22 protein-coding genes are annotated in these 20298 nt (G+C 71.1%); 8 read left to right on the top strand and 14 right to left on the bottom strand.

Annotation, left to right across the window (positions count from 1 at the left end; genetic code table 11):
* Nucleotides 1–251 precede the first annotated feature (251 nt).
* Complete coding sequence (locus ABZ479_RS20635; RefSeq protein ID WP_500462925.1) at nucleotides 252–545, top strand: hypothetical protein; 294 nt, start codon at nucleotides 252–254, stop codon at nucleotides 543–545.
* A 114-nt stretch (nucleotides 546–659) separates the two neighbouring features.
* Here ABZ479_RS20635 and ABZ479_RS20630 read toward each other — a convergent pair whose 3' ends face one another.
* The 3 genes from ABZ479_RS20630 to ABZ479_RS20620 all read right to left on the bottom strand — a co-directional run bounded on the left by ABZ479_RS20630 (nucleotide 660) and on the right by ABZ479_RS20620 (nucleotide 3480).
* The gene (locus tag ABZ479_RS20630; protein ID WP_500462924.1) at nucleotides 660–1379 is read right to left on the bottom strand and encodes a DinB family protein; all 720 of its coding nucleotides are present in this window, start codon (nucleotides 1377–1379) and stop codon (nucleotides 660–662) included.
* Nucleotides 1380–1622: 243 nt separating this feature from the next.
* A complete protein-coding gene (locus tag ABZ479_RS20625; RefSeq protein WP_500462923.1) occupies nucleotides 1623–2171 on the bottom strand; it encodes a hypothetical protein in 549 nt (182 codons plus the stop codon).
* Nucleotides 2172–2664: 493 nt separating this feature from the next.
* Nucleotides 2665–3480 (bottom strand): hypothetical protein, encoded by an 816-nt coding sequence (locus ABZ479_RS20620; protein WP_500462922.1) that lies wholly within the window; start codon nucleotides 3478–3480, stop codon nucleotides 2665–2667.
* 106 nt (nucleotides 3481–3586) lie between these two features.
* Between ABZ479_RS20620 and ABZ479_RS20615 the strand changes: the two genes are divergently transcribed.
* Nucleotides 3587–4087 (top strand): hypothetical protein, encoded by a 501-nt coding sequence (locus ABZ479_RS20615; RefSeq protein ID WP_500462921.1) that lies wholly within the window; start codon nucleotides 3587–3589, stop codon nucleotides 4085–4087.
* A 38-nt stretch (nucleotides 4088–4125) separates the two neighbouring features.
* A complete protein-coding gene (locus ABZ479_RS20610; RefSeq protein WP_500462920.1) occupies nucleotides 4126–4338 on the top strand; it encodes a hypothetical protein in 213 nt (70 codons plus the stop codon).
* A gap of 156 nt (nucleotides 4339–4494) precedes the next feature.
* Here the strand turns inward: ABZ479_RS20610 and ABZ479_RS20605 are convergent, their stop codons facing one another.
* Nucleotides 4495–4887, bottom strand: a complete 393-nt coding sequence (locus ABZ479_RS20605) for a hypothetical protein (protein ID WP_500462919.1) — start codon at nucleotides 4885–4887, stop codon at nucleotides 4495–4497.
* Nucleotides 4888–5322: 435 nt separating this feature from the next.
* Between ABZ479_RS20605 and ABZ479_RS20600 the strand changes: the two genes are divergently transcribed.
* Nucleotides 5323–6132 carry a hypothetical protein gene (locus ABZ479_RS20600; protein ID WP_500462918.1) on the top strand — a complete coding sequence of 270 codons (810 nt, stop codon included), beginning with the start codon at nucleotides 5323–5325 and terminating at the stop codon, nucleotides 6130–6132.
* A 201-nt stretch (nucleotides 6133–6333) separates the two neighbouring features.
* Here the strand turns inward: ABZ479_RS20600 and snpA are convergent, their stop codons facing one another.
* Nucleotides 6334–7137, bottom strand: coding sequence for a snapalysin (snpA, locus tag ABZ479_RS20595; RefSeq protein WP_500462917.1), 804 nt, complete (start codon nucleotides 7135–7137; stop codon nucleotides 6334–6336).
* Between the two features lie 487 nt (nucleotides 7138–7624).
* Nucleotides 7625–8587, bottom strand: coding sequence for a TIGR03619 family F420-dependent LLM class oxidoreductase (locus tag ABZ479_RS20590; RefSeq protein WP_500462916.1), 963 nt, complete (start codon nucleotides 8585–8587; stop codon nucleotides 7625–7627).
* Between the two features lie 94 nt (nucleotides 8588–8681).
* Here ABZ479_RS20590 and ABZ479_RS20585 point away from each other — a divergent pair, with 94 nt between their 5' ends.
* Complete coding sequence (locus ABZ479_RS20585; protein WP_500462915.1) at nucleotides 8682–9248, top strand: helix-turn-helix domain-containing protein; 567 nt, start codon at nucleotides 8682–8684, stop codon at nucleotides 9246–9248.
* 26 nt (nucleotides 9249–9274) lie between these two features.
* Here ABZ479_RS20585 and ABZ479_RS20580 read toward each other — a convergent pair whose 3' ends face one another.
* Nucleotides 9275–9721 (bottom strand): DUF4240 domain-containing protein, encoded by a 447-nt coding sequence (locus ABZ479_RS20580; RefSeq protein ID WP_500462914.1) that lies wholly within the window; start codon nucleotides 9719–9721, stop codon nucleotides 9275–9277.
* Between the two features lie 311 nt (nucleotides 9722–10032).
* Here ABZ479_RS20580 and ABZ479_RS20575 point away from each other — a divergent pair, with 311 nt between their 5' ends.
* Nucleotides 10033–11046, top strand: a complete 1014-nt coding sequence (locus ABZ479_RS20575; RefSeq protein WP_500462913.1) for a DUF1259 domain-containing protein — start codon at nucleotides 10033–10035, stop codon at nucleotides 11044–11046.
* 149 nt (nucleotides 11047–11195) lie between these two features.
* A complete protein-coding gene (locus ABZ479_RS20570) occupies nucleotides 11196–11516 on the top strand; it encodes a hypothetical protein (RefSeq protein WP_500462912.1) in 321 nt (106 codons plus the stop codon).
* A gap of 83 nt (nucleotides 11517–11599) precedes the next feature.
* On the opposite strand, the gene ABZ479_RS20565 is transcribed toward ABZ479_RS20570, so the two are convergent.
* The 5 genes from ABZ479_RS20565 to ABZ479_RS20545 all read right to left on the bottom strand — a co-directional run bounded on the left by ABZ479_RS20565 (nucleotide 11600) and on the right by ABZ479_RS20545 (nucleotide 16050).
* Entirely contained in the window at nucleotides 11600–12823 is a 1224-nt protein-coding gene (locus tag ABZ479_RS20565; protein WP_500462911.1) for an NAD(P)/FAD-dependent oxidoreductase, read from the bottom strand.
* A gap of 98 nt (nucleotides 12824–12921) precedes the next feature.
* Nucleotides 12922–13887 carry an RNA polymerase sigma factor SigJ gene (gene sigJ / locus ABZ479_RS20560; protein ID WP_500462910.1) on the bottom strand — a complete coding sequence of 322 codons (966 nt, stop codon included), beginning with the start codon at nucleotides 13885–13887 and terminating at the stop codon, nucleotides 12922–12924.
* Nucleotides 13888–13920: 33 nt separating this feature from the next.
* Complete coding sequence (locus ABZ479_RS20555) at nucleotides 13921–14094, bottom strand: hypothetical protein (protein ID WP_500462909.1); 174 nt, start codon at nucleotides 14092–14094, stop codon at nucleotides 13921–13923.
* A 187-nt stretch (nucleotides 14095–14281) separates the two neighbouring features.
* A complete protein-coding gene (locus tag ABZ479_RS20550; RefSeq protein WP_500462908.1) occupies nucleotides 14282–14581 on the bottom strand; it encodes a hypothetical protein in 300 nt (99 codons plus the stop codon).
* A gap of 377 nt (nucleotides 14582–14958) precedes the next feature.
* Nucleotides 14959–16050 (bottom strand): hypothetical protein, encoded by a 1092-nt coding sequence (locus ABZ479_RS20545; RefSeq protein WP_500462907.1) that lies wholly within the window; start codon nucleotides 16048–16050, stop codon nucleotides 14959–14961.
* A gap of 508 nt (nucleotides 16051–16558) precedes the next feature.
* Here ABZ479_RS20545 and ABZ479_RS20540 point away from each other — a divergent pair.
* The gene (locus ABZ479_RS20540; RefSeq protein WP_499598577.1) at nucleotides 16559–17074 is read left to right on the top strand and encodes a VOC family protein; all 516 of its coding nucleotides are present in this window, start codon (nucleotides 16559–16561) and stop codon (nucleotides 17072–17074) included.
* A gap of 82 nt (nucleotides 17075–17156) precedes the next feature.
* On the opposite strand, the gene ABZ479_RS20535 is transcribed toward ABZ479_RS20540, so the two are convergent.
* Nucleotides 17157–18239: a WxL protein peptidoglycan domain-containing protein gene (locus ABZ479_RS20535; RefSeq protein WP_500462906.1), complete on the bottom strand. Its 1083-nt coding sequence runs from the start codon at nucleotides 18237–18239 to the stop codon at nucleotides 17157–17159.
* A 71-nt stretch (nucleotides 18240–18310) separates the two neighbouring features.
* A complete protein-coding gene (locus ABZ479_RS20530; RefSeq protein ID WP_499598583.1) occupies nucleotides 18311–20236 on the bottom strand; it encodes a purple acid phosphatase family protein in 1926 nt (641 codons plus the stop codon).
* Between the last annotated feature and the right edge of the window lie 62 nt (nucleotides 20237–20298).

The raw sequence follows: 20298 nt of genomic DNA, 5'->3' as shown, positions 1-20298 counted from the left end.
ACGACTCCTTGTTCGCTGAGCGAGCCCCGAAGTCGAGACGACTTAGCCCTTCTGCCGGTCACGGGAGCTCACGCGGCTCTCGACGACGGTAGTGCCGGGCCGTTCAGCACACCCTGCGCTGTGACAGGAGGAGATGGGTGTTCAGGCGAGCGGACCAGGCCGCATGGCTGCGGTGGACCACGCTGTCGGCGACGGCCGGAGCAGTCACGTTGGCGGGGGTGAGTGCCAATGCGTCAGGTGGAGGCACCACGGTGGACTGCCGCAGCAACTCTTCAGCCCTCCAGGCCGCCATCGCGGCTGCTGCTCCGGGGGCGACACTCACCGTGCGAGGGACGTGCATCGGTCCCTTCACCATCGGGAAGTCCCTGACCCTCATCGGCCGGAAAAAGGCAGTACTCGACGGCAATCACGCGGGCACCACCGTGACGGGCAACGGAGCCGTGCAGGTGCGGTTGACCCGCCTGACCATCACCGGTGGCCAGGGAGGTCAGGGCGGAGGTATCCGCAACTCCGGCGGTACGCTGACGGTGGACGATCCACGCTGACCGCGAACACCTCCGCCGGTACCGGGGGCGGCATCTTCAACGACGGCACGGCCACGGTGTTGACGACTGCCGGCAGTGGCAGACCCCACGGCTGGCTCGAGTCCGCAGCCGGCCCTACCCGGCGTCCTGTGCCTCGATCAGGTCGAGGTCGCGGACGCAGAAGCCGTGGTGCTCGAAGGTCTCGTTGAGCACCGTGCCGAGGCACTGCCGCACCGAGCGGCCCCGGGCGTACGGCGGCCAGACATCGTCGTCGGGCACCGGCGCCCGCGCTGCGAGCTGCACAGCGGTGACCTCGTCGAGCCAGGCCTCGAGCTCGGCGGCCTGTGCGTCACGCACGCTCACGATCTCGTCGAGGGCCGGATCGAGCGAGAGGTCAAGCCCGTGCGCTCCACGGTAGGGCTCGGCGGTCGGCCCGATGCCCATCGGCGTGAACAGCTCCGTCGAGCCCAGGCAGCAGCGGCGGAACCACGAGTCGTGGACGAAGACCAGATGGCGCATCGTCTGCACCGCCGACCACTCGTCGTTCACGCTGCGGCGCTCGATGCCGGGCGTACCGCGGATGCGCTCGATCGTGCCGGCCCAGCCGGCATGGAGCTGACGCGATGCCTCGCGCAGATCGGCCGGGTCCTCGGAGCGCATCAGCACCCGCACCGGATGACGCCGGTCGAGCTCTGCCTCGACGTACTCGGTGACCTCGACACCGTTCACCACCAGGTTGGTGACGAGCCCGTCGATCACGGCATCCTGCATGGCGACGCCGATCAGGCGTGCCCCGGTCAGATCGCACTCGCGGAACTCGGCACCGTGCAGATCCTCGTCAACGTACCGCTTCATGCTCCGCATGCTAGGTGCGAGCACTGACAACCCGGCATCCCCAGGTCGCGACTCACGTGGCAGGTCCCGGACGATCATGGAGCGGTCACTGCGCCTCTCCGCACTCGGCCGCTCCTCAAGCTGCGGGCGCCAGCCGCGAGGGCCAGGGAAAGGGTCGACCGCATGCGCCGCGAGCCCTGCCATCAGCCACGCCAAGAAGGATGGGGGCGGCGTCGAGCGCCACCCCTGCGGGTGTCGGAGAGGTCAGCCTTTGACGATGACCACCTTGTCCTTGGGGTTGATGGGGTTCACCGTGTCGAAGACGATGCGGTGGGACTCCTCGTCCAGGTAGAAGGTGGCGGTGTAGAGGTCGCGCGTGACCGTCGCCTCCAGGTCGGTGCTCGTCATCCACGACGAGACCGACGCCGTCCCGGCGGCCTGGGCGACGGGGCCGGGGATGCTCTTGGGACGTGAATGCTCGAACGTCCAGTAGGGGTGGTCGAGGAGCGCCTCCATGTCGGCCGCCGTGGTGTCGAAGTAGCCCACGAGCCGGAAGTCGGTCGGCCCGGGGACCCGACCGGAACCGCCGGAGAGGTTGACGGCGCACCACCGCGTGCGGACGACCGTGCCCAGTTTCGAGAACCGGTCGGTGATCTGCTGCGTAGTGTCGCGCAACTCGCAGCGTGCGGCCGGTTTCCCGTTCTCCGACGCCTCTTGCGCTCGCGCGGGCGCATTGGGGGTGCAGGCAACGGTCAGGAGCAGCGCGGCAACGGACAGCACCCCGGCCGACATACGCGCCCCGTGGTCCCTCATCGGCGGCCTCCCGGTCTGAATGCGCTGGAAAAGCCACGGCGGCGACCCGGACATCTCGTCCACACGCGCACGGTAACAGCCGCCGGGCGTGCCACAGCGGTGCTGCATCGGGCGGGAGCCAGGAGGAGCGTCCCGGGGATCAGGGGTGCGCAAGGGTACGACCTCCGGACTCTGGTCAAGGCAGGGAGCCCGCGGGCGCGGCGCGTGGTTGCCGACCTCCTCGCTCCTGGAGCTGATGTCGCCCACGAGTCGAGCACCATCCCTGGGCCAACGCAGCCGGCAGCCGGCAGCCGGTACAAACTTGCGTACGGCGTGAGTGCGGAAGCCGTACCGGATGACGAGGTCCACGAGTTCTCCGGCTGCGGGTCCAGCGGTCAACAACGTGGCGTCGCGGTCGCGATGCCTGGCTGAGCCCGGGTCTCTCCGCGGCCGCTCTGACCGCGTACCCTCGACGCCCTGGAGCACCGGCCCGAATCTGTTCCGACCCCGGCAGTCAGGTCGCGTGGGGGATGTAGGGCGATGCTGCGACCTGTGCCATCGTCCGGAGTTTCGTGAAGTAGGAAGCGCAGTATTCCTCGTTGATCAGGGGCACGATCTTGTCGAGGTCGGCGATGCAGCCCAAGAGGGAGGCAATGCCCCTGTCGTCAAGTCCGCCGTTCAGTTCTCGTTGCACGAGGCCGGCGACGTCAGCGTCCAGGAGGACCAGGTCCACGCCGTCGAGGTCCACGCCGCGGAAGCCGTCGGGGAACGGTGCACGCCGGTGATCCTTCCACAGCTGGGCGAGTCCGCCGACGGGCTGTACTCCGCCCACCGGGGTGGCTCTCGTCTCTGCTGCGGACGGTGGGCGAAGGAGCAGGGCGACGGCATCGAATACGGCACGCACCATTGCGACCGCTTGGGCCGCTCTGACGGCGGCACTTGACGCGGCGCCCTGCGTGAGCCGGTCGCGCAGTAGCCGGCTGCGGTCGAGTTCGGCGGCGAGTCCGGCCGTGATGAGTCCCGTGTCGGTGGCCCGCTGGATCAGGGCGTGAAGCGGGTCGTTCGAGCCCAGACGCTCGGCGAGGACGTGCTCCAGGGCGAACAGGGAGTGCGTGACGGCGACGGTGGCGAACTCGTAGCGGTAGTAGGAGTGCCGGATGAGCTCGCGGGAGGTTTCCATCGCGCTCATGACGTACATCGACGCCCCGTGAGGCAAAACCAGGTCCGAGACCAAGGCGTGCATGCCGTCGTAGTCCAGAGCGGTGTCGCGGCCACGTGGATCCGGCATGGGCATGGAAAGCGGGCCGGGCATCGACGGCAGGGTGTTCACCGGGGCAGTCTTGTCGCCGGAGGGCTGTTGGTGCCATCGGATTTACTCGGAGCGGTCACCGATCCGCCGCATGTTGCCGCTGGCCCGGCTATGAAGACCAAGTTCAGTGTGGTTGTTCCTGTGGCGGCTGACATCACCGGATGACATCAAAGGCCTCAAGGCCTGGGGCGAGCCCTACGAAGACCTCATACGGCCCACCGACGTTCGTCCACCCCGGCCGACGGAAGGCTGCAGCGACGACCCGCCCTTCCAGGCCACCGGGCTCCCCGCCGGACTCGTGCGTACACTGCTCGCCGACCGCAGCGAGGATCTCATACGACCCGGGAAGGTCGCGTTGCAAGCGAGCGTCACACACATCCCGTTGAACATCGCCACCCCGCTTGCGCCGGACACCGGCTGTCAGGCCGGTGACCGCCTCACCTCGCTCGTAAAACAGGTGCCGGGGGTTGGGTTGACAGTCGATGATGCGCTCATGAGCGACGACTTGACGGAGGAGCCCGTCCGGCTGGTAGCGGCCAACGTCGTGGCCTGGCGTCGGTGTGGCGTGGGCGGGCAGGAACTTCGCCCTGGGACGAAGTTCTTCAAGGGCGGGCGAAGGTGTACGTAGCCGATGTGCAATGGGGCCAAGGAGGCCATCGGCTCACGGTGATCGGACGTGAACGGCACACGAGCCGCTGGATCGCCATCGACATGGCGACCCGCGATCTGCGCAACTTCCGCCCGAAGCCCGTCTACGCCCCGCGAGTCCTGGAGCGGCTGCGCGAAGCCGGACGAGGACACGGGTTCGGCGCAACCGCCGAAACGGTCTCCGCCACCCTGGAGCTGTATGCGCACCAGTACCGGGACGAGGCCGGCTGAGTGCCGAACTGCGCCGCGACAACCACCGCACGAACGCGGACGACCACGGACGTCCACAAGCACTTCGCGCGGGAGGCGGACGGTTCCACCCGAAGTCACAGGGTCGCGTGCAGTGCTTCGGACGACGAGGCCACTCCTGAGGCCTCAGGGAAGCAACTATCCCCCGTTCACGCAGCTGTACGAGCCGTCGTCATTGCGCCCCACGCTGTCGTACGACCAGCAGTGGAGCGCCGGCGCGAGCGTCCACATCCGCACTGCCATGAGGACACCGATGCAGGCGACAGCGGTCCATCCCCCGTAGGACCGCCAGCCGGAGAGCGCCAGTCCGCCGACGCCCACCAGGGCCGCGAACACCAGCATGTAGACGATCACCGGCCCCATGTTCTCCCGCAACCCGGGGAACGACTCCATCTCGATGGTCCCCCCGAAGCTGAACAACACCACGAGTACGGCAAAGGCGAAGACGATGGCGGCCGTGCAACCACGGGCTGCGCGCGCGTACGGCTCAAGCCGGATCTCGGCCGGCTCGGCAGAGTGCTCCTCGTACACGGCACCTCCTCATCCGCGGGTGAGCCGCGATCGTAACGGCCGGGCAGAGCACCGCAGGAGGCACCCGCACCCGACTCGGCACCCGCAACGCGCACTTGGCGGATCCCATGATGTACGCGCCAGGCCTCGGGACAGTCGAATGCGCGTCGGAGCCGGAACAAGCAAAGGCCCGCCCTCCGGAGAGTCGCATCCTGTTACGCGCGGGGCGTGGCTCCCGTCTTCCGCTGCAATCCCGTCCGGGCGGCACCGAACGCATCTACGACGAGTCCACGGACGTCGACCGGCTCACGCCCGCAGAAGTCGCAGAGCGTATGTCCGCGGTCCGGGGAGGCCGGCTGTTCGACGCCCTCGATGACGGTGGCGCCCCACCTGCGGAGCCGGAGCCGTGATCGTAAGCGCCGGAGCGCCGTCTATTGTCCCTCGTAGCCTGTCCTGGTGACGAGCGCACAAGAGCACCCCACGTCCGCGGTGACGCGGTCCCTGCCCGAGGCGGAAACCATCCTCCGCGACACCGACTGGGCCGGTCTGGAGCATCTGTGGGGTCCCGCGGGCGACGTGCCCGCTGCGCTGGCGGCCCTCCGCGGCACGGATCCCGTTGTCCACGCGCGCGTCATGGACAAGGACCTCGATTGCCTGCGCCACTCGAACGGTGTCTCCCCGGCCACGGTGCCCGCGGCGTTGTTCATCGCCGCGATCCTTCCGGATCCGTGCACCGAGGTCGAAGGGACCTACTACTCCTGGGACGCCCCAGTCGGAGGGGAACGGCGCAGCCTGCTCCGCGTGGAACTGCTCGAATGGCTGGCGTCACTGGCCCACGACACCGACGACGAGCTGCACGCCAGGCTACTGAGGCGGGGCGAGGTCTCGCCGGAGATCGAGACGGTACGGGCTTTGCGGCCACTGTTCTTCCGGGCAGTCGCCCCCTTCCTGGACGACGCCGAGTCGGCCGTGCGCCACGCGGCCCTCATGACGGCCGTCTTCCTCTCCGAACACCCCGATCTGGCAGGCCACCGACCTCACCTGGCCATCCGTGCGCGGGACCTCCTGGAGACCTGCGAACGCCCCCAGTACTACCGCCACAGCGCCATCGACGGTCTCAAGGCCTGGGGCGAGCCCTACGAAGACCTCATACGTCCCACCAACGTTCGTCCACCCCAGCCGACGGAACAAGAGGGATCGCCGTGGGATGACGCGGTCTCCGTCGACGACCAGCAGCCCGGCTGCAGCGACGACCCGCGCTATTAGGGCTGCCGGTCCCAAGCCCAAGCGGCGGGCGAGTTCGCGCAGCTCGGGGGCGTCGTACGGGCGAGCCACAGGCGCATCCTCCCGCGGCCACACCCTGCTTGGCGAGCGAGCCGGGCAGCCACCCGTGCCGCATGGGGCGGTCCGCCCGGGTGTGGCTGAAGCCATCCGCGACAGCGCACCGCTTCCCATGCGGGAACGGGATCACCTCCAGGGCGAACCGTGGATCGGACGCCCCGGGCCGTGGCCCGGCATCACGGGCTGCTGCGCCGGGGGTGCGGGGTTGACCTGGCCGCCGGGCAGCTGCGCCGGGGGCACCTGGCCGCCGGGCAGCTGCGTTCCCGTGCCCGGGGCCTGTGCGAGTCCGCCGGCCCACAGCTCGTCGACACGCGAGCGCTCGGTGGCGTCCGGGTAGCGGTTGGTGCAGGACGGGCCGGGGCCGCCGCCCGACATCAGCTCGCTGCACGGCCCGCTGTAGTTGTCCGGCAGGCCCAGCACGTGCCCGGTCTCGTGGGTGACGACGCGGATCGAGTCGTCCTGCCGGTTCTGGGTGTAGTCGAGGAAGACGTAGCCGCTTCCGTGGCCGTCGGTGGAGGCGTAGGACCCGCGCTGGTCGTTGCCCTCGTAGTAGGAGAAGTCCGCGTTGCCCGAGGCTTCTTGAAGCTTGACGTTGGACTCGGAGCTGTTCCATATCGAGGCGGCGCTCGATATCTGCGAACGGAAGCTCGGTGCGTGGGAGGCGTCGTAGTGGACGGTCACCGCCTGCGCGTTGGGCTGGGCGGCGCGCTTCGCGGCGACCGACGTGAGGACGGCCTTGAAGAACGCCTCGTTGTTCGCGGCCTCCTCGCCCGACCCGTCGTACCGCGCCGCTGCGGAAGTACCGGTGGAGGCGGACGGGGTGGCGGGCGCGTGGGCGCTCGCCGGCACCGCCGCGCCCAGCGCGCTGGAGGCCAGACCCAGGCCGAGAGCCAGGGCGAAGAGTCTCGGGGACGTACGGGACGACTTCATGGGAGGTCTCCTACTCACTCGGTGACGCCGAGCGTCCGGTGCGCGTCCGACTCCGCGAACACCGGTTCCGACCTGCAGCGACGTCCTGTGGGTCGCCATTCTTAGAACGGCCCGACGGGGAGCGCAACGGGCCCTGCCACTAGGTCGCCTCGTAGGTCCCGGGACCTTGCCACGGCAAGTGATCGGGCCTCCGTCCGCACACGGCGGTGGAGGAAGGAGCTGTCGCAACGTCAGGACCCGTACGCCGAAGGCAAGTCGGCGTACGGGTCGGCCGGGCGGAATCGCGGGACGCGCGACAGGATTCACATTCCGGCGAAGTTGGACAAATTCGCAGATATCTTCCACACGCACCTACTAAGTGCGGCGGTAGGTAGGCGGGGTCTTGTGACCGATGTCATAGATTGCGGGCTTCCGCTTCTTTCGCACCCCGCCGGCCCCGATTCGGCCCCCTTCCCGAGTCACCCCCACCGCACGGGCGCACCGCTCGTCACGGCGCGCGGACGCCGAGGCGGTCGGCCTCCTCGATCACCTCGCCGAGCAGCCCGAGCCATTCGTCCACGTCGGCGGCCTGCAGGCCCACGTCGAGCCCGAGGCCCTGGCCGCCGGCCAGGTAGACCTGGGTCGCGCCGCACTCGCGGGCGGCCATGAGGTCCTCGGCGACCTGCCGGGGCGATCCGCCGAGGAAGGGCCGGCCCTCCCCGATCGGTTCGCGGGTGAGCGGGGTCGGCCAGGGCACCTGGTTGACCACCGTCAGGTCCCCCGGGTCGCGGCCCGCCTCCCGGGCGGCGTCGTGGAACGCGGAGACGATGCCGCGCAGTTCCTGCGCCGAGGACGTGATCGGGATGAGGCCGTCCGCGATCCGGGCGGCACGCCGGACGGCGGCCGGCGCGTTCGCGGCCAGTAGCACCGGGATGTGGGCCTGGACCGGCTTGGGGTTCACCTCCGAGGGCGCGATCTTGTAGAACTCCCCGTCGTGCCGGACCGGGTCCGGGCCCCACGAGGTCCGCATCGCCGTGATGAATTCCTCCGTGCGGGCGCCCTTGCGGCCGATCGGCACGTTCGCCGTCTCGAACTCGTTGTGCTGCCAGCCCTGTCCGAGGCCGGCGATGACCCGGCCCCCGCTGAACCGGTCCAGGGTGGCGAGCCGGCGGGCGAGCATCACGGGCACGTGCAGCGGCGCCACCAGGACCGCGGTGCCCAGCTTGATCCGCTCGGTCACGGCGGCGACATGGCTCAGCGTCTCCAGCGGCTCGTACGTCGAGCCGTAGAACTCCGGCAGCATGTCGGGGTCGCCCCCCGTCCACAGCACGACCTTCTCGATCGGGCGCAGCAGGCGCTCGAACGTCCACAGGGCGGCGTAGCCGAGGCGTTCGGCCTCCACTGCGACCCTGACGATCGTCTCCGGCGAGGTCTGCGGCCCGGCGGTGGGCAGTGCGAGACCGATCTCCATGGGTCCTCCAACAGGTGCGGTGCGTGGTTCCGGGACGCGGCCGGTGACGACACGGGCGACGCGGGCGGGCTCTCTTTCTTATATACTAGAATCTGTGTCCAATATAGTAGATCCGCTGGTCGCGCAGATCGCAGCGCGCATCCACAGCGAACGGGAACAGCGCCGATGGACCCTGGCGCAGCTCGCGGACGCCTCAGGGGTGTCCCGAGCGATGATCAACCGGATCGAGCGCGCCGAGAGCAGCCCCACCGCCGTCGTCCTCGGCAAACTGGCGGCCGCGTTCCAGGTGCCCCTCTCCGCCCTGCTCACCCCGCCCGAGGCCACCGGGGTGCACCGGACGGCCGACGCCACGGAGTGGCACGACCCGGCCACCGGGTACCGCCGGCGCCAGATCACCGGGCCGCGGTTCCCCGCGGACATCGCCGAGGTCCGCCTGCCGCCGGGGGCCCGTGTGCCGTACCCGGCGGCGTCCCTGGCCTTCCAGCGGGTGGCCGTCTGGGTGCTCGACGGCCGGCTGACCTTCCACGAAGGCGACGCCGTGCACGAACTCGACGCGGGCGACTCGATCGAGATCGACGAACCGGTCGCGCACGTCTTCGCCAACACCAGCGACGCCGAGTGCCGCTACGCGGTCGTGCTCGCCCGCGTCGCGGGGCCGTGACCTCTCCCCCACGGCAGAGCGAGGTCCTACTGGGAGCGCGCCCAGCCCGCGGTGTTGGAGTAGGACTCGTAGCGGTAGCGCGTACGGCGTTCCCACTCCTCGCCGGTGAGGTGCTCGTACGCCAGGTCCGGGACGTACAGCAGGCCTTCGGCCCATACAAGACCGCTCACGAAGGGCTCGAACGCCGCCGGATCCCGCAGGACGCGGTCGTACGTCTCGCGTCCGGCGGCGACGACGGCGGCCCGGGTGTACAGGAAGGCGTCGCCCGACAGGTCCTGTCCGTACTCCCTGCGATCCAGCCGGTACAGCGCCCACGACAGGTGCTCCGCGAACTGTTTCACCGTACCCAGGGGGCCCGCGACCAGGCGTGCGGTCAGGGCGGCGACGAGCCGCTCCGCGTCCGGGTCGGGCGTCGTCGGCGTGCAGTCCTCGATCAGCTGCCAGAAGGCGTTCTCGTCCACGTACGCGAGCATGACGGAAGCCTCCGACAGGCCCCGTCGCGGTCGGCACGGCGCGATGAGCCGGGGGCTCGGGTCGACGTCACGCCCCCGCGGGGCTCCGTCGGGCGCCGTTGACGGGCCGGCCCGGACCCGCCGGGTGCGGGCCGGCGGATGACACCCCGGCGGGCCGCGCCGCCGCCGCGGGCGCGGCGCGGGCGCGGAGGCCGTTGCGCCGGGTGGGCTCACCCGTTTGCCGACGGACGCTTCACCCACCTGGCCGCAGTGCTGGCGGTGCTGGGGTGTGTGCGTGGCTCGCCGTGCTTCCATCCCGTCAGGAGGCACACATGATGCGTGAGGACCGACAGCAGGACACCACCCCGCGGACGGGTGCGTCACGGCGGCATCTGCTCGCCGCGGCCACACTGGCGCCGGTGCTGGGCGGGGCGATCTCGGCGTGCGCGCCGGCCGGGACGTCGAAGCAGCACAACCACCCGTCGGTCATGCCCGTGCGCACCGCCCTGACGGACTGGAAGGACGTGGCCGTCGCGCTGGGGCGGACGGGGGACATCAGGCGCGACTTCATGTACCACACGGGCCTGCCGCGCCGGGACCTCAACGTGGTCTCACAGGGCGTCACCGTCAAACCGGGGCTCGCACTGGGCTCGCACGTGTCCTTCGTCCGGTACGCCGACGGGAACACGCTGCTGATGGGCGACGTGGTGGTCACCGAGAAGGAGATGCAGTCGTTCGCCGACGTGCTGCACGAGCGCAAGATCGAGCAGACCGCGATCCACAAGCACCTGCTGTCGCAGGACCCCGAGATCTGGTGGGTGCACGTCCACGCGCACGGCAAGGACCCCGTGGCCATCGCCAAGGGCCTGCGCGCGGCGCTCGACCGGACCGGCGCCCCGCCCCCGGGACGGCCGGACCACTCCGTACCGCGCCAGCTGGACATGGACACCGCCGCCATCGACAAGGTGATGGGCGTCAAGGGCGGCATCGACGACGGCGTCTACAAGAACACCTTCGTGCGCAAGGAGACCATCACCGACAACGGGATGGTCCTGCCGCCGGGCCTCGGGTCGACCAGTGCGATCAACTACCAGCCGCTGGGCAACGGCCGGGCCGCGGTCAGCGGCGACTGCGCCATGATCGCCAGTGAGGTCCAGGACGTCCTGGCGGCCCTCAGGCGTGCCGGGTGCCAGCTCGTCGAGCTGCACAACCACGGGCTCACGGACGAACCGCGGCTGTTCTTCGTCCACTTCTGGGCCGTTGGTGACGCGGTGAAGCTCGCCAAGGGGATCCGCGCCGCGCTGGACGCCACCAACGTCAAGGGGATGGCGGTCGAGATCGGCTGACCGCCCGTCCCGCCGGCGGGTACGTGTGTCCCGGCCGCCGCTCCGCACCGCACCCCGGTCGCGGCAGCGGCGGCCGGCTCCGTCCCCGCCCCGGGGCGGTACCGTCTGCGGGGACGGTCAAGGGGCGGGACGCGGGGAGGACACGGGGCATGGCGGGACGGTGGTACACCGCGCTGGGGGTGAACCTGCTGCTGGGGATACCGGGCGTGGTCCCGCTCTGGATGCTCTGGTACCTCGCGGCGAACTGGCCGCTGGCGGACCTGGGTCTGACGCGGCGGGATCCGACGGAGAACGACGGCATCCTGCCCGGGCTGGTCCTCTTCGGGCCCGTCGTGCTGCTGTTCGCCGTCCTGTGGTGGGCGGCCAACCGGCCGCTCGCGGCGCGGACGGCGCTCACCGCGCGCCGCTACTGGCTGCTGAGCGTCCTGGCCACGTTGCTGCCGACGGCGGCACTCTTCGCCAACTCCTGAGCGCCCGGGTGTCCCGCCGCCCCGCGCGCGGGGTGGTCCCCCGCGGCGGGGCGTGGTGGGCGTGACGTCGGTCACGGGGCGGGTCAGGCCGGGGTGCGGACGGCGGGGTCGGACGGGACCGGCCGGGTGGCGACCCTGCGGCGGCGGCCGGGGAGGCCCAAGGTCGGGTTGGCGACTCCCCAGGCGGCGCCCTTGCAGACCAGCTCCTTGTAGACGGCGGCGAACCGTCCGGTGACGGCCGCGCCGACGGCACGGTCGTCGGCGGTGACGAACTGGATCAGGCCCTCCTTGCGGCCCAGCGAGATGCACTGGTTGAAGTAACGCAGCGGCACGTTGGGGAGCTTGCCGCCGGTCAGGCGGGCGGCGATGGAGTCGGCGGCCTGCCAGGCGGTGGGGATGCCCGAGGCGCACGACATCCGCAGCGGCTTGCCGCCGGGGCCCGCCACCAGGGCGGCGTCGCCGATGGCGTAGACGTCCGGGTGGGAGACCGAGCGCATGGTGCCGTCGACCACGATCTGGCCGGTGGTGGTGGTCTCCAGGGTGGTGGCCCCGGCGATCGGGTGGACGGCGAAGCCCGCGGTCCACAGGGTGACGGCGGCCGGGAGCGACGTGCCGTCGGCGGTGACGACGTGGCCGGCCTCCACGGCGGCGACGGTGGTGTGCTCGTGCACGGTGATGCCGAGCCGGTCGACGACCTTGCGCAGGTGCCGGGCGCCCTTCGGGGAGAGCCAGTCGCCGAGGCCGCCGTGGGCGGCGAGGGCGACGGCGAGGTCAGGGCGGGCCTCGGCGATCTCGGTGGCGGCCTCCAGACCGGTGAGACCGCCGCCGACCACCATGACGTGACGGCCGGCCTCGAGCCCGGCCAGGCGCTCGCGCGCCCGGAGCGCACCGGCGCGGCCGGCGATCTCGTGGGCGTGCTCGGCGGCGCCGGGGACGCCCTGGTCCTTCCAGCCGCTGCCGAGCGCGTAGACGAGGGTGTCGTACGGCAGTTCCTCGGCGCTGCCGGTGCCGCCGGTGCTTCCGTCACCGTCCACGCCCCGGACGGTGACGGTGCGGCGGTCGGCGTCGACGCCGGTGACCCTGGCCGTCCTCAGTTCGACGCCGGTGCCCTCGAACATCCCGGCGAGGGGCCGGGGCGTGAGGTCCTGGCCCGCGGCGAGTTGGTGCATCCGGACGCGCTCGACGAAGTCGGGGTCCGCGTTCACGAGGGTGACGGCGACGTCCTCGCGGTGCAGTCGCCGGGCGAGGCGCCCGGCGGCGCTGGCTCCGGTGTACCCGGCTCCGAGGACGACGATGCGGTGCTGCATGTCCTGGCTCCTGTCTGCTCTCCAGCGGATTCGCCACTTGAACCGGGCGGCCCGCCGTTTCCTGACAGGAATGGGATGTGAAGCACGTCACATCGGCGTCAGAAGGCGTGGAGCAGGGGTTCCCCGTGGTCGCCGGCCGCCCATCGCCTCGTGGCGCGGTCGAGCTTGTCGGGGTTGACCTGGTTGCGGACGGCGGCGATGCCGGCGGCGGTGAGCTCCAGGCACATGACGCCGACGACCCGGCCGTCGACGACCGCCACCACGGCGGGAGCGCCGTTGGCGGCCGTCACGTGGACCTCGGCCGAGCCGCCGACGAGCGCCCGCTTGGCGGTGCCCGGCGTGAACAGGCCCCGCAGGAACTTCGCGACGGCGACGGCGCCCTCGAACGCCTTGGTGCGGGCCGGGATCTTCCCGCCGCCGTCGCCGACCGCGACGACGTCCTGGGTGAGCAGCCGTACGAGCGGCTCGGTCCGGCCGCTGGTGGCGGCCGCCAGGAACTCCTCGACGACCCGCCGCGCCGCCGCCTCGTCGATCACGGCGCCGGCGCCGGCGGCGGCACCGCGGGCCCTGCCGTCCGCGACGTGCTTCTTCGCGCGGTGGTGGATCTGCTGGCTGGCGGTCTCGGTGATGTCGAGGATCTCGGCGATCTCACGGTGCGGGTAGGCGAAGGCCTCCCGCAGCACGTACACGGCGCGCTCGCTCGGGGTGAGGCGTTCCAGCAGGACGAGGACCGCGTACGAGACCGATTCGCGCTGCTCCGCGGTGTCGGCCGGGCCGAGCATCGGGTCGCCGGCGAGCAGCGGCTCGGGGAGCCACTGGCCGACGTACGTCTCGCGCCTGGCGCGGGCCGAGGTGAGCTGGTTGAGGCACAGGTTGGTGAGCACCTTGGTCAGCCACGCCTCGGGGACCTCGATGCGGCCGACGTCGGCGGCCTGCCAGCGCAGGAACGTCTCCTGCACGGCGTCCTCGGCTTCGCTCGCTGAGCCGAGCAGACGGTAGGCGACGGCTTCCAGGCGGGGCCTGGACGCCTCGAACCGGTCCACGTCGTGCGGGGTCAGGGCCATGGCCGGGATCCTAGCCCTCGCGCGGTCGGGCCGTCAGTGCGTGACGTCGAGGACGTCGAGGCGGGCGACCGCGCCGGTCTCGACGGGCCGGCCGGGCAGCGCCGGGTCGGACACGCCCAGGACGGTGCAGTACGCGGCGGGCGCCGAAGTGCTCCGGCACGCGGTCGAGGGTGCCGAGGGTGGTCCTCGTCCGGAGTTCGAAGTCACCGGTCCCGACGAGGGTTCCGCCGCTGTCGTGGGACGACTGGCCCGGAAGAACCGGGCGGCGAGGGGCCGCCGCCGGGACTCCCGCCGCTGACGGCCGCGGCCCGAGGCCGGAGGCCCCGTGACGGTTCGTCACGGTACCTCCGGCCGGGCGGGGCGTTCCGCGGTGGCCGCCGGGGGCGGTGAACCCTCAGCGGAACGGGAAGTATCCGCCGCCGAATCCGCCGAATCCACCGAATCCGCCGACGGGGACGACCACGGGGACGACGACGGCGGGGACGAACCCACCGTAGAAGTTGTTGCCGTAGAACCCGTTGCCACCGAAGCCGCCGAAGCCGCCGCCGCCTTGGACGTAGCTCGTGACGCCTGTCGAACGGGCGATGGTCGTGGTCTGTGGTGCCGCATCGGCGGTGCCCGCCGCGACAAAGGCGAGCATCGGTGCCGCGAGCGCCGCGGCGACAGTCCGGCGGACGGTGATGTTTGCACGCATGTCAATCTCCTTCGTACGTGAAGATTGGTGGACAACGGCCGTGCCATTTCCGACCGTCGTCGAACCGGCTTCGTGTGCCTGGAGCCGGCAGGACGAGGGGCACGTGACCCACGCGTTCTCGCTCACCGGGCAGGGACGCCGTGATGCAAGGCGGCAAACGCCGAGGACATGACCGTGACACGGGTGGGGCGCGGAGTCAAAAGAAAGCGCCGCGTCACGGCGCGGGCGCGGACGCTTCTCCGCAGGTCAGGAGCGGTGCGACGGCCCCGTCGGAAATCTTCGCGGCCCCGCGGCCGACCGTGTACCCTCCGACGCCCCCTGGCCAATGACCGGGGTCCGGGATCACCCTCCGCGACCATCGCCCGGCCCGGCCCGCGTCACGCGATCGCCGGATCCGACTCCTCGCGCACCGACCAGTGCGGCCCCTCCGGGAGGGCCCCGCTCGCCTCACCCGTCCCGCGCAGCGGCAGGAGGACGACCGCGGCCCCGGCCAGCGCGCACAGCAGCCAGTCGACCGCCCAGTGCAGACGGCCGGGTCCGGCGTAGAGGACGGGGGCGGCGATCAGCGCGGCGAGCAGGGCCCCGCCGAGGATCCGGCCGTGGACCGGTGCGGAGAACGCGGTGGTGCGCGGCAGGCGGCGTACGGGACGGTCGGCGGTGGCCGCGCGGTGTGCGCCCCCGAGGTACGGGCGCGCCTCGTCCGGATCCGCGAGGCCCGTGAAGACCTCGCCGCCGTCGGCGACGAACGCCGCGGGCAACTCCTCGTCGATCAGCTTCCACCGCTCCGGCCAGCAGAGCCAGCCCTCCTGGCCGGCGAGGCGCAGGCTCGCCCGGCCCACCTCCTTCGCGGGCCCGGCCAGCCTGATCTCGCGTGCGCCGTCGTGGAGCACGACCCAGTGGAACTGCGTGACGTCCAGTTCGCCGGGCTTGGACCCGCGCTCGAGGTACCGCATCCGGACCGGTTCCCCGACCCGGACGCGTACGGCGTGGAGTTCGCCCCGTCCCGCGTCCTCGGACAGCACCCGCATCTTGGCGCGCATCTCGGCCCCGCTGACCCGGCGGCGTGCGAAGAGCAGCGTCTTCACCGTCAGCACCAGCACGAGGATGATCACCGCTCCGGACAGGACGCCCCCGGAGCCGGCCGCCAGGCGGGCGAGCACGAACGGCGTCACGATGAGGAGGACGGCCCCCGTCGTGCGGCCCACTGCACGGGCGGGGAGCGGCAGTCTGCGGGGCAGTGGCGGCGGGAGCGGCTGTCCCGGAGGCGAGGGCGCCGTGACGAGGGGCGGCGCCACGTGAGAGGCGAGCGCCCAGGCCCCGGCGGTGACGGCGGCCGCTCCGAGGGCCGAGAGGACGTCCCAGCGCGGGGCCGGGGCGTCGTAGCGCACGAAGACCAGCGCCAGGGCCACGGCGGCGCAGGCCAGGGCCATGCCGCCGAACGTGCGGGTGATCAGGGTGGAGCGTCGCATGGATGTCCTTCACCGGGCGGGTTGAGCCGGGGTGGGGGACGCCGTCTCACAGGGGTGATCTCTCGCGTGCGTACGGCCGGCCGGGGCCGGTGCACCGCTCGCTGTACGGTGCACCAGTTTCACCGGTGATCCGGAGCGAAGTAAAGGGACGCCCCGTCACCATTCGGGAACAGGAAGGCGGTTGAAGCGCATTCAGCCCGCACCACCTCGGGCCGCATGCCTCACGGGCGGCCCGACAGGCCGCGCGGTGGGCGGGTCGACTCCGGTCGCGTCATGCGGCGCAGTGTGGCAGTGCGTGGTCGGGGCCGCGTGGTCCGGACGAGCGGGGTCGTCCGTGCACCGCGCCCACCCCCATGCTTGACGTGTCAAATAAATGGCTCTATGTTCGGTTGACGGGTCAAGTAATTGGGGCAGGGGTCAGGGCGGGCCCGACCGTCGCCAGGGCTCGCCCGCCCGGCCGGCGCGGTCCGGACAGTCGGCCCAGTCCGCAGGATGAGGAGTCACGACCATGGCACAGCCGAACGGCGAGGAACTGCAGGCGATCCTGGAACGCCAGGCGGAACTGCGGGACCGCTACCTCCTGCCGGCCGCGGAGCGCCCCGCGCCGACGACGCAGGGCGTCCACCACGCCGCGTTCATCGCCCGGGACGTCGAGGAGACCATCCTCTTCTACCGGGACGTCCTGGGCCTTCCGCTCGTCGACCTCGTCGAGAACCGCGACTACCGCGGGTCGACGCACTTCTTCTTCGACATGGGCGGCGAGAACATGCTCGCCTTCTTCGACTTCCCGGGGCACCCCCACCCCGAGTACGCCGAGACCGTCGGCGGCGGCCACCACGTCGCGCTGTCGGTCACGCCCGAGGTCTTCGCCACGGTGAAGGCCCGCCTCGAGGAACGGGGCATCGCGTACGCGGACTTCCCGACCGAGGTCGCACAGAGCATGTTCCTGGCCGACCCCAACGGGCTCCGGATCGAGCTCATCACCGAGCCCAAGGGCTACGCGCTCGGCGAGTACCTCCTCTGACCCCGCCACACCAAGAGCCGCGCGCAGCCCGGGCACTCCACGGGCCGCGCGCGGCTCTTGGCGGTTGCGGAGCCGCCGGGCGTCAGCTCTTCTCGGTCGCGCCCTTCGTGTCCTTCTCGCGGAGCGCCTTCTCCACGGCGTCCCGCACGCGGCCGTCCTCGCGCTGCTTGCGCCGTGCGCGGCCGCGGCGGGTGAAGATGATCGCGGCGGCGACGGCCGCGGCGACCAGGACGACCAGCAGGAGCAGGATCCAGGGGACCGCCCAGCCGTGGGCGGTGGCCTCGACCGGGTCCAGGGGGGTGATGGAGCCCGACGCGTCGGTGAGCATCGGGGTGAGGGTGGCGGTCGCGGTCAGGCTGACCGCGGGGGCCACGCCGTGGACGGGCACCTTCACCTTCCAGCGCTCACCGGGGAGCAGCTCGGGCGGTGCGGCGATGTCGCCGGCGTTCGCCCGCAGCCAGCCGAACGGGCCCGCCACCGAGACGGACTGGCGCGCCGACAGCATCGCGTTGCCGGTGTTGTGGATCGTGTACGTGACGGTCGCGTCGCCCTTGCCGAAGGGGCTCGCCGGGCCGTCGTAGTCGACGTGCAGGTCCTCCACCGCGAGCTTGGGCTTGAGTTCGCCGCTGACCCGCAGCTTGACCCGGATGCCCAGCCGCCGGTCCACGTTGATGCCCTGGGCCTCGTCGGACTGCTTGAGCGAGGTCAGGATGCCGCCGACGTAGTCGCCGGGGGTGGCGTTGTCCGGGACGGTGACGGTGAAGGGGATCTCGGCGGTCTTGCCGGGCTCGATCTCGACGCTGTCGCGGTCGGCGTGGACCCAGGCACCGATCTTGACGGACTTCTTGTCCTTGGTGAGCAGGTCGAGCTGCCCGGTGTCGGTGGTGTAGCCGTCGGCGGCGTAGAGCGCGAGCCGCAGCGGGTCCTTGCTGCGGTTGGCCACGACCATGGCGTCCTTGACCTGTCCGCCGGGGTTCACGCTGTAGCTGTAGCTGGACCGGTCGTCGCCGAACCCGTTCGCGGCCGTCCTGACCGTCCAGGTGACGTCGCCGTCGGCCGCCCGGGCGGGGCCCGCGTGGAGGCCCACGAGGGCGAGGGCCGCGAGCAGGACCAGGACGGCGGTGCGGGCGAGGGGCGTCGTGCGGCGCGGTGCGGACGGGTGCATGTCGGGGTCTCCTGGAGCGGGGAGGCGGGGCAGGCACCGACGGTGCCTGCCCCGCCGTCAAACGGGTACGGTCAGCTGCTCAGCGCAGTGATCGTGAGGGTGGCGCGGTAGCCGCCCTTCTCGACGCTGTCCGGGATCTTCAGATCCAGGTCGGCGCCGAGCTTGGCGGAGCCCCGCGGGTGGCCCTGCTCGGCGGTGCCGAGGCCCCGCGAGACGGACAGACCCTGGCCGTGGTCGTCGTAGCCGGAGGTCACCGGGTCACCGGCCGTGGCACCGGCGCCGCCGTCGAGGACGTACGGCGTCCAGCCCAGGTAGGAGCCGGAGAACGTCTTGTCGGCGTCCTTGAAGTCGCTCACGTTGGCCGAGATCGACCACGGGGCGAGCGAACGGCGGCTGTCGGAGACGAGGATCGGGTTGATCTTGCCGCCCGCGACGAAGTGGTCGCCGTTCTCCTCCTTGGCCGTGCCGAGGTCCACCAGGCCGTTGTAGCCGTCGATGGTCCAGCCGAACTCACCCGGAGCCGGGTTGGGGACGTTGACCTGCAGGTCCTGCTTGTCGCCGTGGTACGGGTGCACCGTGACGTCGTCGACGTGCGAACCGACCGGCTGGTCGGCGCCGTTGGCGGCGCTGCGGATGTTCTCGACCACGAGCTTGTCGTTGCGCACCTGGACCTTGACGTAGGTGCGGACGTGCTCCTGGTTCTGGACCGAGTTGTACCAGTAGCTGTTCGGGTTCAGCGGGTCGGCGCCGTTGCCCGCGCCGCTGGTGCCGCTGCTGTCCGGCTTGGTGATGTCGTAGTACTTCGAGCCCGAGGCGGAGTTGGCCGTCACGTAGAGGACGCCGCCGGGACCCGGGTACACGTCGGAGGCGCCGGGCTGCTCGGCCGGGTTCTCCTTCTCACCGTTCTTGATCAGGTAGCTGCGGGAGTAGCTGTGGTCGTGGCCCTGCAGGACCAGGTCCACCCCGAGCTTGGAGAACGTCGTCGGGAAGTCCAGACGACGCTGCTTGTTGTCGCCGTCCTTGGCGTGCGAGGCCGGCGAGTAGATCGCGTGGTGGTAGACGAGGACCTTCCACTTGGCCTCGTTGCCGTGCTTGTTGATGACGTCGGTCACGTAGTTGACGTGCGCCGCGTCACCGCCGCCGTTGGCGGAGTTGTAGCTGTTGCTGTTCAGGTCGATGAACAGGACATCCTTGTAGATGTACCAGTAGTCACCGCCCGACTTGGTGCCCGCGGGGTTCCCGTTGTCGTAGTACGGGGCCGAGCGGTCGGTGTTCGGGGTGGTGAAGTGCTGCTCGTAGGCCTTGCCGCCGACGTCGTGGTTGCCGATGGTGGCGGCCCACGGGTACTGGCGCAGTCCGTCGGGAGCGAGGAAGGAGTTCCACTGGGACTCGGTGTTGGCCGTCTCGACCTGGTCACCGCCCGACACCAGGATCTCGGCGTTCGGGTTGGCACGCAGCGAGACGTCGACCGTGTCCTGCCAGCCGGCCTGGTCGGCGGCCAGGTTGCCGGAGGAACCGATCTGCGGGTCGCCGTAGAACAGGAAGTCGTACTCGCCCTCGAAGTCCTGCGTCTTGAACGAGTAGGCGGAGGACCAGTTGCCCTCGCTGCCGACGCGGTAGGAGTACTGGGTGTTCTCCTTGAGGCCGGTGATCGTCGCGTGGCGGTTGTAGCCGCCGCTCGTGGCGATGTTGGCCGCGCCGATGGCGTCGAAGGAAGCGGCGCCGGCCGGGAACTCGTCGTTCACCAGCTGCGCGGTCGGGACGACCTGGATCTGCTGCGCCGTGTCGGCGGAGGAGTACCAGGTCACGGTGCGCTGCGTCTCGTTGGCGCCGACACCGAGGACGATGCCGCTCAGCGTGGCGGTGTCGGCGGCGGACGCCGAGGTCACCAGCCCGTTGCCAAGGGCAACCGTCAGGCCGAGGAACGCCGCGGTGGCCCCGGTGGCCACACGGCGCCGCGCGGACCCGGAGGTCCGCGAGGAGTTGCTCGATCTCATGTTTGTCATTTCCTTCTGTGCACGAATCGTGTGCATCGAGTGGAGATCTCCACGCTCACCCC

Origin of the sequence: Streptomyces sp. NPDC005722 (genome assembly GCF_040630935.1) — a bacterium.
In the GTDB taxonomy this organism is placed as follows: Bacteria; Actinomycetota; Actinomycetes; order Streptomycetales; family Streptomycetaceae; genus Actinacidiphila.
The sequence above is the reverse complement of the archived record's forward strand: the minus strand, read 5'-3'. Positions and strand labels throughout refer to the sequence as shown.